Here is a 10737-nt window from a genome sequence, read left to right as displayed (position 1 = left end):
GATCACCACGCGTCACCCGATACATCTACCGCTTCGCGGCCACCCGACGGGCCGCATTTGACCGAACAGTGATCTGAACCTGGAACAGGCCCTAGGGCGGTAGCCGTAGGAGTCAGCGTGGAAGATCGGCTCGACCTTCGCTTCCAACTCCTGGGCCACGACCGTCTGCGCGATCCGATCGGCGACGGACGGCACACCCAACATCCTGGTGCCGCCGTGCGCCTTCTCGATTTCCACCGCACGCACCGGCGGGGGAAAGTACGATCCCGATGACATCCGATTCCAGATCTTGAACAGATTGTTCTTCAGATCGGACTCGAACTCTGTGATCGTCTGCCCGTCCACTCCGGGTGCGCCTTTATTCGCCTTGACCTTCCCCCACGCCTCCCAGACGGCCCGCTTCGAAATCTCGAACGGCTTGTCTGGTGATTTCAGCTTGTTCACGCGACTCCTCCCGGAGCACTTCCGGTTGATCGAACAAACCAGCCACGGACAACCCGGTCCCTTCGCTCCACCCTCATTACAGGGACATCACCGCTACTACGAACCGGTCCGCCGGCGTGCCCGGCGACGGTACTCAATCCCTTACGGGGTCACCGCTTGGGACACTCCCTCTCCCCCGCCCGCACGGGCAGGGCTTGTCCGGGCACGCCTTCTCCTGTTCCACACGGAAGCCGCAGATCAGGCTCACGTCGTCTACATGCCGGACACCGCCTGGCCAGTAAGCGGAACGCCCGCCAGGCTCCTCCCGGGATTCGCTTGACACCCCGGTTTTGATGTCGTCTGTATCTGTTTCGACACGTCAGCAACGATTCACTTACGTTCGTCTTCCTGATCCCCACCTGACGCCTCACGGGCGCCTTTTCCTCATCGCTCACCACGACGGTCTTCAGCCAACGCAGCATGAGGTGGTTTGGAATCCCCCTCCGCAGGGCGACTCCGAAGGGCCAAAACCTTCATCATCCGTGCAGCACCGCATCAAGAACTCGACCTACATCGACTCCCCTCTGCGTTCAGGACACACCAAACGCCAGATGTTCGGACGAGCCAAGCTCCCCCTGCTCCGCAAGCGTGTCCTCCTGACGGCAGCAGGAAACAAGGGGACACCGCAGCCGTAGTGTCAGACCGGTGCGTCATGCTCACCGGCATGAACGAAGACGCCTTCTGGCAGCTCATCGAAGAGTGCAGGCCCACAGGACCGGACCCCGACGCCGAACGGCTTGCAGCTGAATTGACCGACCGCCTTGCCCAGTCCCCGCTGTTCGTGGTCACCGGCTTCGCCGAACAGCTGTCATGGACGCTCTACCGTCTGGACCGCAAGGAACACGGAGAGGGCCTGTCCGGCGACGCCTTCCTCTACACACGCTGCGCGGTCGTCGCCGCCGGCCGCACCGCGTTCGAAAGCGTCATCCGAGACCCTGCGGACTTTGTCCCGTACGCCACCAACCTCATCTGGGCCGAGAGCCTGCTCTACACACCGGACCATGCATACGAACGCATCACCGGCGAGAAATGGGACCGCAACACCCGCTACTCCTATGAGTCGTACTCGAACACCGCGGGCTGGGCTGACTGAACGCCGTCGCTCACGTCTGGTGACGAAGTTGAACCACCTTGATCGTCCTCACGGAATTTGTGCCTGATCCCGTGATGTCCGGGTCCCCAGGCGTCCACTGGCCGGCCGCGATGAGCCGCTCCACCACAGCGCGGAGCTGGGCGGCGGTGACCGCGGTCGCATCGTCCTCGGGTCCGAGCCGGACCACGTCCAAAATCCCGGTCCACGAGGTGGCGCCGGGCTCCAGGACGGGACGAAGGAGTACGGCCGGCCCGGGATGAATTGTGACGCGGACTTCGCCCGGCCGTAGACGTGACAGAACAGCCGCTGGTCCGAGCACGGAGCGTCCGAGCGAAGCCACGGCGACACGTCGACCGCGAGCACCAGGCGTCCGCCCTCGAAACGCGGCAGCGGCAACCCGGCCAGCACCGTCCGCAGACGGTCGACGTCCACCCCGCCGCGGTTGAGGGCGCCGTACAACGCGCCGTGCCCACGCCGGTGTTCGGGCACCAACGTCAGATCCACCGGCGATTTCACCGGGCCGTCCGCACACAGCACCGCGTCCACCAACTCGAACAATTCGTCGCGCCGGGCGGTCAGACATGCGTAGAAGGCGCCCCGGAAGCGTGACGCTTCCGCGAACGCTTCCGAGCGGACATCATCAGGCGGCAGACTCGCCATTACGGCCTTCGTCTCGGTCACGTGCGCTCCTTGGTCGGAGCACAGGATCAGGCGAAGGCCGCCCCCACGTCCGGCAAACTCCCTGGTGAGTGACCCCGTTCGGGACGTTGTTCGAGACCGGAAGATAAAGAACAAGTCAGCGCCGGGCACCGCGTGCGTGGTCACGGCGGGACACCCTCCTCTTACGGTGGGCAAGGGTGATCAGCACGGTACGCCGAAGTACGTGACCGGTGATGCTGCGGGAGCTGCCGGGCACGAAGAAACCCCCGCCGACGAGAACGGCGGGGGTCAGATTTCCGGCCTGGCTGAGAGAGGTCGGCTCCGGACAGGCGCACGAACTCAGGGGCAACTGGACGCTGTGTCGATCCTGATGCCAGTCACGGTTAAGGCCGAGGAGAAGTACGCATGGTGATTCGGCAGGAGGCAGAAGTATTGCGTTGCGCCGGTGCTGTTGACGATGTAGCGGAGATATGCCCGGTCGTCGTTGCGGGTGTTGTTGACCCAGTCCGCGCCGCGGCTGTTGGGGCCGAGGTTCTGGTAGTAGGTGGTGACGTCCTGGTACGCGGCTGTGGGGCTCCCGCTGGACCACTGGCTGTCGGTCTGGTAGAAGCAGACCCTGGGCCACGCGCATCCGTTGTAGGAGTCGGCCGAGGCGGTGGGAGCCGTGGCCAGTGCCCCGGCGGCGAGGGCAGCAACTGCCGTGCCGACGGCCGCCATTCGCTTCATCATGTTCATGATGTTCAACGTGGCAGCGGAATGCCCGGCTCAGGAGAGGCTTTTCAGCCGCATCGTCTCTCATACGGCTCTGTAGACGAGTTCCATCGGAAGCGTTGCCCTTGCCGAATATCTCATCCGTCCAGGTGGGAGCTGTGTACAGGGTGTCGCGGTTGCTTGCATTGGAGGCTCTCTGGCGTGACTGCTGATCGCCGCGGCATGATGACCGGCTGTGCTGCTGCGACTGGCCTACCTGGGCGTGACGAACACGTTCGCCATGCTGCGCCTGCTGCCGATGAGCGACCGGGACAAGGACGCCGAGATCCTGGCGCTGCGCCATCAGCTCATGGTGCTGGAGCGCCAACTCATCCAGGACAAGGTGCGGTTCGCCCCGAGTGACCGGATGTTCCTGGCCGCGCTGCTGCACCGGTTCCCGCGCGACGTGCTGCGGAGGGTGCGGCTGCTGGTTCGGCCGGACACGGTGCTGCGCTGGCACCGCGACCTTTTCGCACGTCGGCACGCCGTCGACTCCCGGGCCAAGCGCCCGGGACGGCCGCGCACCGTGCGCTCCGTCCGCGTTCTGGTCCTGCGCCTGGCGCGGGAGAATCCCAGCTGGGGCTACCGCCGCCTGCACGGCGAACTGCTCGTCCTGGGCGTGAAGGTGGCCGCCTCCACGGTATGGGAGATCCTGAAGGAGGCCGGGATCGGCCCAGCGCCCGAACGGAGCTCCAGCACCTGGGCAAACTTCCTGCGCTCCCAGGCCGACGCCCTGCTGGCCTGCGACTTCCTGGAAACCGTCACCCTGTCCGGGGCGCGGCTGTATGTGTTCGCGGTCATCGAGCACGCCAGCCGGCGGATCCGGGTTCTGGGCGCGACCGCGCATCCGACCGCTGCCTGGGTGGCGCAGGCCGCGAGGAATCTCGTCATGGATCTCGAGGACGCAGGCTGCCGGGCGCGGTTCCTGATCCGGGACCGGGACGGGAAGTTCCCGGCCCTGTTCGACGCCGTCCTCAAGGACGCGGGGATGGAGGTCGTACTCAGCGGTGTCCGGATGCCGCGGATGAACGCGCTCATGGAACGGTGGGTGCAGACCTGCCGGCGCGAACTGCTGGACCGTACCTTGATCTGGAACCAGCCGCATCTGCTCCACGCCCTGCGCGAGTTCGAGCACTTCTACAACGGGCACCGGCCCCACCAGGGCATCGCGAACGCCCGCCCGCTGCACCCCTTGCCCGCGCCGATCACCGATCCGGACGAGATCACCCGCCTCAGCATACGACGACGCGACCGCCTCGGCGGCATCCTCCACGAGTACCACCATGCAGCATGACCTGCACGGACGAGGTTCTCGGCAAGGACAACGCCACGGCCGTCTGGTCGAGTACGACGAGACGGCCCGGATCTTCTCCAACCCCTCCGACCAACGCACGGAGGACTACATCTCCGGCCGCTTCGGCTGATCCCCCCACGACACGATGCTGCCTTTTGCGCGCCGCGCCCGCTGGTGAGGTCTGGGTGTTTGCGGTGTGACCGACTGCGACTCATGACCGATACCGGATTGCTGATGCGTGAACGCCGTGGCACTGGGCCTGGTTCTCGGTGAACCAAGACGGCCTGCGCCGTGTCGGCGACATCCTGGACTCCGCCACCGTCTGACCGGCGCCCGGCCCGGATGGGCCGGAAGCGGCAGAGCGACTCAACAGCCGTGCATGAACCTCGCAATTTCGAACGCAAGGTGGCCTCGGAGCGGTTGGGAGTGGGTTTCGTGGTCGCGGGTGCAATCTCCGGATCCTCCATTCGCCCGTATGGGCCCATATTGGATGAAGTGGTTGTTATCGACCATCGATCCTGGGCGCTCGCGGACGGCCTGCTGCACACTGCGCCACTTATCGCCCCTGACCTGCTCATTCGTCGGACGTGCAGCTGACCGTAGTCAGGCTCCGCCGCGGCTTGCGCAGGACGGCGACGCAGGCGGCTGGCCATACTGGTGGAAGGATGCCGTTTCCGAGACCGCATCGGCGTACGTGCACCACTGCTGACTGTTGGGTGGAGGCAGTGTGATCCGGTCATTCCTTTTCGGGGCGGTCCGGACCGCCGCAGGGGCGGTGACCGCCGTGCCCACCGCTCTGTCGGTGCTCGGACGTGTGCTGGTGCCGCGTACACGTCGGACGTGGCAGGTTCCGGGTGGTGTGCAGATCGAGGTGCGTCATCTGGGACGGCCCGGGACGGTCGAGGCCGCTCGCGACCTGGAGGCCCGGCTGACCGGTGTGCCGGGGGTGAGCCGGGCCGAGGTGAATGGGACGCTCGGCTGTGTGTACGTCGGCTGCGAGCCTGCCGGAACGGACCTGGATCACATAGTCCGTCTTGTCGTGGAAGCCGAAGCGGAAGCCGAGGCCGCCACTGAGCAGACCGACCGCAGGAAAGGCCGGGGTGTGGCAGGCGCCGGCGCGGAGCGGGCCCCGCGCGCTGTCGGTTTCCTCGGCGGCCCCGAGGCGCAGGTCGGTGCGGCGGTGCAACTCGGTGCCAGTCTCGCCTCGTTCGGTGTGGCGGTGGTGGGCCGGGCCGCCCGGATCCGTGGTCTGCCACCGGTCGTACCGGCGCTGATCCAGCTCACCGAGACCACGCCGTGGCTGCGCGACGCCGCCGCTCGCAAGCTCGGTGCCGCGGCCGCCGAGACCGGCTGGGCCACGGCGAACCTGTTCGCCACGACGCTGACGTTCCGCCTGCTCGGCCCTGTCGTGGCCTCTTTCCTGGCCGGTGCCCGGTACGGGGAGGCCAAGGCCGTGCGCCAGGCCTGGCAGCACTGGGCGCTGCGACTGGGCGGGCACGAGGGGGCATACCGCCATGACGCCGCACCGGACTACGAGCGGCCGGTACCGAGGCCGCCAGGCCCCGGGGAGCGGTACGCCAACGTGGCCGTCCCGGCGGCCCTCGCGGCCTACGGGCTCACGGCTGCCGTCACCGCCGACCACGACCGGGCTCTGGCCCTGATGATCGCGGGCATCCCGAGAGCACCGCGGCTCGGCCGCGAGTCCTTCGCCTGCGCGGTGGGGCAGGCCGCGTCCGGCCGGGGGGCCCTTGTACTGCGGCCGGAGGCGCTGCGCCGCCTCGACCGTATCGACACGGTCGTCCTCGACGCCCGCGTGCTGGCCACCCCTACCTGGACGGTGGGCGCCGTAGTACCCCTGGCACCTTGCGGCGCGCGGCCCGGCGGTGCGCCCGACATGGACGAAGGCGGGCCCGGCGGCGCTCACGGCCACCGGCCGTCCGCCAGGGCCGCGCCTGAAGGGACTGCGTACGCCGGTCCGGACGTCGACGAAATCCACGCCACGATTTACGAGTTGATCGACAGCGCCGACCCCTCGCAGCCGCAGGAACGCGCGGGATGGGCACTGCGCCCACTCGACGGCGACCACGACGCCGACACGGCGCTGCCCCGGGAGACGGCCGCCATGGTGGCGGAGTGGGCCGAGCACGGCGCGAGCGTCCTGCTCGTCATCCGGCACGGCAGGCCTGTCGCCGTCGCCGGTCTGGTGCCGCAGCTGCACCCGCTCGCCGAGCACCTGGTACAGGCAGCGCGCGGGTGCGGGCAGGTGCTGCTCGTGGGAGGCCCGCCCGGGCTGCACCGCCGGTTCGGGCTGGACGAGGCCGTTCCCACCGGCGGCACCCGCACGGCCGCGCTGGTCCGCTCCCTTCAGGCGGAAGGCCGCGTTGTCGCCGTGGTCGCCACCCGCACCCGCCGCGCCCTGGTCCGCGCCGATCTGGGCATCGGGGTGACCACCGGCGTCAGGCGTGTCCCGTGGGACGCCGATGTCGCCGGTCCGCCCGACGTGGCGCATCTGCTGCTGACCGCTGTCCCGGAGGCCCTGAGGCTGAGCCGACTGTGCGTCCGCCTGGAAGAGATGGGCGGCGTTGTGGGCGCGGCCATGGCGCTTGCCGTGCCCCGGCCCGGCGCCTGGGCGCGCGCCCGCCTGGTGACCGACGCGGTGACCATCGCCGGGCTCGGAGCGGGTACCTGGGCAGGGCTGAGGCTGCGCAACCGCCCGGCCCCGGCCGCGGTCGAACAAACGCCCTGGCACGCCATGACAGTGCGTCAGGTCCTGGCCCGGCTCGGTACTTCGCCGCAGGGGCTCGACGACGCCGAAGCCGTACGGCGCCGCCAGTTCGACGGGCATGAACGGCCGACGGGCGCCATCACCCTGATCGGCAGGGCGGCGGAGGAACTGGCCAACCCGCTCACGCCCGTCCTCGCGATCGGGGGGAGTATCTCGGCGGCGCTCGGTTCCGTACTGGACGCGGTGCTCATCGGCGGCGTCCTCGGGGTCGACGCCCTCGTCGGTGGGGCCCAGAGACTGGGGGCCGACCGGGCGGCGGAGCGGCTCGTCGAGGCGACCTCGGCCCGGGTACGGCTGCTCAGGGCGGGCCGCCCCGCACCCGCGGAGACGACCGCCGACCACCTGGTGCGCGGTGATGTGATCGAGTTGCGTGCCGGTGACGCCGTACCCGCCGACTGCCGGGTGGTGGAAGCGACGGGCCTGGAGGCAGACGAGTCGAGCCTTACCGGCGAGTCGCAGCTCGTGCTGAAGACACCCGCGCCGACGGCGGCGCAGGCGGTCGCGGACCGCCGTTCCATGCTGTACCAGGGCACGACGGTAGCGGCCGGCAGCGCTCTGGGCGTGGTCGTCGCCACCGGGACCGCCACTGAGGCGGGCAGCGCCGCACAGGCGGCCCCGGTTGGTGGAGCGCCGGAAAGCGGGGTGGAACGCCGCCTGAACGCCCTGGGCCGCTGGTTCCTGCCGCTGTCCATCGCATCGGGCGTCGTGCTGTTCATCGTCGGTCTGGCACGGAGGCAGCCCCTGGGTGCGGCTCTGGGCTCCGCCGTCAGCCTGTGCGTCGCCGCCGTACCCGAAGGCCTGCCCTTTGTCGCCACCGTCGCGGAGCTGGCCGCTGCCCGCCGGCTGTCCACCCGTAACACCCTCGTGCGCAGCGCCCCGACCATCGAGGCGCTCGGCCGCACCAACGTGCTGTGCTTCGACAAGACCGGCACGCTCACCGAGGGCAGGATCAGCCTCCAGCTAGTGTCTGACGGCCTTGAGCGGCGCCCGCTCGAACAGCTCACACCGCGGCTGCGCGAGGTCGTGGCCACAGCGGCCCTGGCCGGGCCGGCGGGCCCGGCCTCGGCGCTCACCCACCCCACCGACCGTGCCATCGCGGCCGGTGCCGACCGGGCCGGTGCCGCCCCGGTCCTGGTGGTGCCGCAGGCGGCGGGCGGCTGGGAGCGGCTGGCGGAGCTGCCGTTCGAACCGGAGCGTGGCTATCACGCGGTGCTCGGCCGGGCCGGCGACCAGACGCGGCTGGTCGTCAAGGGCGCACCGGAGGTCGTCCTGGCCCGCTGCGACCGGATCCGGCAGAACGACAGCACCCGGCCGTTCGACGCCGAGCTGCGGGAGGCGATCGACCGGGACATCGACCGGCACGCCCGGCGCGGCCTGCGGGTGCTCGTGGTCGCCGAACGCGCCCTGCCGGACCGCGTCGCGCGGACTCCCGCAGCGCTCGATGACGCGGACGTCGACGGACTGTGCCTGCTGGGCCTGCTCGGCCTGGCGGACCCCGTACGGGCCACCGCCGCGGAGAGCGTCGGCCGACTGTCCGCTGCCGGGGTGCGGATCGTCATGCTCACCGGAGACCATCCCAGCACCGCCGCCGCGATCGCCGGCGAACTGCAGCCCGTGACGAAGAGCGGCACATGATGACCGGAGCGGAGCTGGACGCCCTCGACGACGCCGACCTCACGCGAACGCTGCCGCACATCCAGGTCTTCGCCCGGGTCACCCCGGCCCACAAGGTACGCATCGTCGCCGCGCTGCGTGCGGCCGGCCGGGTCGTCGCCGTGACCGGCGACGGCGCCAACGACGCTCCGGCCATCCGGATCGCCGACGTCGGCATCGCCATCGGCTCGCGGGCGACCCCCGCGGCCCGAGCCGCCGCCGACGTCGTGGTCACCGACGACCGCATCGAAACCATCGTCGACGCCATCATCGAGGGCCGGGCCATGTGGGCCTCGGTCCGCAAGGCACTGGGCATCCTGCTGGGCGGAAACCTCGGGGAGATCGCCTTCGTCCTGGCGACCAGTCTGCTCACCGGACGCAGCGCGCTCAACGCCCGTCAGCTGCTCCTCGTCAACGTCCTCACGGACATGCTGCCGGCCATGGCCATCGCCGCCCGGCCACCGGCGGGCCGCGCCGAGAAACTGCTCGCGGAAGGACCCGAGGTCTCGCTCGGCGGAGCCCTCACCCGGCACATCCGCCTGCGCGCCACTGTCACAGCGGCCGCGGCGGGCAGCGCGTGGATCGTTGCCCGGGCGACCGGCACCAGGGCCCGGGCAGGCACGGTGGCACTGGTCGCCCTCGTCGCCTCCCAGCTCCTGCAGACCCTCGCGGACGCGGGCCGCGACCCGGTGGTCGCCGTGGCCGCCGTGGGATCCCTGGCGGCGCTCGCGCTCGTGGTGGCGGTCCCCGGCCTCAGCCACTTCTTCGGCAGCCGGCCCCTTGGTCCAGTGGGCTGGACGATCGGCCTGACGGCGGCAGCGGGGTCTGTACTGCTGCCCGCCGCGATGCAAGGCATCGCCGCTCACAGCAGGCGCCTCCGGTAGGACGGGGCAATCAGTGCCGCGCCCGAGCGTCACCGAGAGTTCACCTGGAGGTCGTTCGCGTTCTGTTTGTACGAGGCTCTAAACCCGAATAAAGGAGCGGTACGGACAAGCATCCACAAGAAAGGCGGCTCGCTATGCCGCACCTGCTCACCTCCATCCTCGCCCGGGCGGCGGTCGCCGTGATCGAGGCGCTCGCCCTCCGTCTTCTCAGCCAGCTCTGGAAGAACTTCACCTCCAGCGGGCAGCCCATGGCGGCTGGGGCCTAGAAGAGTTTTTGTCCCGACAGGAGTATTTGGAAAGCGAGGCGAGCGACTCGAGATCCGGCGGGAAGCCCTCCTGGACCTGCTCACCGCAACAGGCGGGCGGGCAGCGTGATCGTCGCAGTGATGTCCGACCGCACTCACGAAGAGCTCGTGCCGGCGGTGGCCACGACGCTCACCGCGCACCGGGGGACGGCGGTGTTGGCCGGCAGGGCGCCGCATCGCTGGGACCAGGGTAAGCAGCTCGCCGCGGCCGCAGGACCCGTCGTGCTGCCGCTGACGGCGCTGACGGTCGTGGGCGGCGTGGCCAGCCGGACATCGGGCGGGCCGATTTCGTAGGTCCCTCGCCTGGCACATCGCCCGCGCCCGGGAGGACTGGTTGCCCTGGCGATTCAGTACGGCCACATGCGAACCGCAGTCAGTGCCGGCTATGCCTCTCGCAGCCGCGACGGCATCCACGATCTGCTCGACATCGAGACCGCCAGAGCGACCGCCGACACCCTCGCGTCTCTCGCTGCGGACCGGGCCACCGGAGGCGGGATCTCCGGACCGGCCGCACGGAGGGCGATCGTCGCCGCCGGACAGGCCCCGGCTTTCGAGGGCGTCGTCTTCACCGCCCGCCAGGCCCGCAAGCTCCTGACGAACTCCACCCTGGCCGTCCACGACAACCCGAGCGCCTTCCTGACCTGCGTCTATAAGAGGGCTTGGCGCTGTCACGTTGGTTGGCCGGGTGGGATGATCTTCGGGTTGATCGTGCTGGAGGGGGCTGTCTGTGGGGGTCGTGTCGCCGTCGTACAAGGGTCACCGGTATCCGGTCGAGGTCATCTCCCACTGTGTGTGGCTGTACTTCCGCTTCCCGCTGTCATTCCGCGAGG

Annotated in this window: 8 protein-coding genes and 3 pseudogenes; 8 read left to right on the top strand and 3 right to left on the bottom strand. The window is 69.6% G+C overall.

Features of this window, described 5'->3' with window-relative positions:
• Positions 1 to 12: 12 nt before the first annotated feature.
• Positions 13 to 444 (bottom strand): hypothetical protein, encoded by a 432-nt coding sequence (locus ACIHCQ_RS44080; RefSeq protein WP_399674907.1) that lies wholly within the window; start codon positions 442 to 444, stop codon positions 13 to 15.
• Positions 445 to 1147: 703 nt separating this feature from the next.
• Between ACIHCQ_RS44080 and ACIHCQ_RS44075 the strand changes: the two genes are divergently transcribed.
• The gene (locus ACIHCQ_RS44075) at positions 1148 to 1576 is read left to right on the top strand and encodes a DUF4240 domain-containing protein (protein WP_399674905.1); all 429 of its coding nucleotides are present in this window, start codon (positions 1148 to 1150) and stop codon (positions 1574 to 1576) included.
• A gap of 73 nt (positions 1577 to 1649) precedes the next feature.
• Here the strand turns inward: ACIHCQ_RS44075 and ACIHCQ_RS44070 are convergent.
• Positions 1650 to 2236, bottom strand: a pseudogene (locus ACIHCQ_RS44070) (transposase); the annotation flags it as partial.
• 339 nt (positions 2237 to 2575) lie between these two features.
• The gene (locus ACIHCQ_RS44065; RefSeq protein ID WP_399674903.1) at positions 2576 to 2971 is read right to left on the bottom strand and encodes a hypothetical protein; all 396 of its coding nucleotides are present in this window, start codon (positions 2969 to 2971) and stop codon (positions 2576 to 2578) included.
• Between the two features lie 211 nt (positions 2972 to 3182).
• Here ACIHCQ_RS44065 and ACIHCQ_RS44060 point away from each other — a divergent pair, with 211 nt between their 5' ends.
• The 7 genes and pseudogenes from ACIHCQ_RS44060 to ACIHCQ_RS44030 all read left to right on the top strand — a co-directional run.
• Complete coding sequence (locus ACIHCQ_RS44060) at positions 3183 to 4280, top strand: integrase core domain-containing protein (RefSeq protein WP_399674901.1); 1098 nt, start codon at positions 3183 to 3185, stop codon at positions 4278 to 4280.
• 37 nt (positions 4281 to 4317) lie between these two features.
• Positions 4318 to 4410: pseudogene (locus ACIHCQ_RS44055) on the top strand (phosphate ABC transporter ATP-binding protein); the annotation flags it as partial.
• 597 nt (positions 4411 to 5007) lie between these two features.
• Positions 5008 to 8700: an HAD-IC family P-type ATPase gene (locus ACIHCQ_RS44050; protein ID WP_399674900.1), complete on the top strand. Its 3693-nt coding sequence runs from the start codon at positions 5008 to 5010 to the stop codon at positions 8698 to 8700.
• Positions 8697 to 9602, top strand: a complete 906-nt coding sequence (locus ACIHCQ_RS44045; RefSeq protein ID WP_399674897.1) for an HAD-IC family P-type ATPase — start codon at positions 8697 to 8699, stop codon at positions 9600 to 9602. Before ACIHCQ_RS44050 ends, ACIHCQ_RS44045 begins: the two co-directional genes overlap by 4 nt.
• A 134-nt stretch (positions 9603 to 9736) precedes the next feature.
• Positions 9737 to 9868, top strand: a complete 132-nt coding sequence (locus ACIHCQ_RS44040; protein WP_399674895.1) for a hypothetical protein — start codon at positions 9737 to 9739, stop codon at positions 9866 to 9868.
• A 120-nt stretch (positions 9869 to 9988) separates the two neighbouring features.
• Positions 9989 to 10201 carry a hypothetical protein gene (locus ACIHCQ_RS44035; RefSeq protein ID WP_399674893.1) on the top strand — a complete coding sequence of 71 codons (213 nt, stop codon included), beginning with the start codon at positions 9989 to 9991 and terminating at the stop codon, positions 10199 to 10201.
• 433 nt (positions 10202 to 10634) lie between these two features.
• A pseudogene (locus ACIHCQ_RS44030) lies at positions 10635 to 10737 on the top strand (IS6 family transposase); the annotation flags it as partial.

Source organism: Streptomyces sp. NPDC052236 (assembly GCF_044548015.1).
Taxonomy (GTDB): domain Bacteria; phylum Actinomycetota; class Actinomycetes; order Streptomycetales; family Streptomycetaceae; genus Streptomyces.
The sequence above is the reverse complement of the archived record's forward strand: the minus strand, read 5'-3'. Positions and strand labels throughout refer to the sequence as shown.

What these genes read in the sequence shown, in the direction of transcription:
- ACIHCQ_RS44035 (WP_399674893.1), top strand. Translation starts at nt 9,989, where the DNA reads ATGTCCGACCGCACTCACGAAGAGCTCGTGCCGGCGGTGGCCACGACG.
- ACIHCQ_RS44040 (WP_399674895.1), top strand. Translation starts at nt 9,737, where the DNA reads ATGCCGCACCTGCTCACCTCCATCCTCGCCCGGGCGGCGGTCGCCGTG.
- ACIHCQ_RS44065 (WP_399674903.1), bottom strand. Translation starts at nt 2,971, where the DNA reads ATGAACATGATGAAGCGAATGGCGGCCGTCGGCACGGCAGTTGCTGCC.
- ACIHCQ_RS44075 (WP_399674905.1), top strand. Translation starts at nt 1,148, where the DNA reads ATGAACGAAGACGCCTTCTGGCAGCTCATCGAAGAGTGCAGGCCCACA.
- ACIHCQ_RS44045 (WP_399674897.1), top strand. Translation starts at nt 8,697, where the DNA reads ATGATGACCGGAGCGGAGCTGGACGCCCTCGACGACGCCGACCTCACG.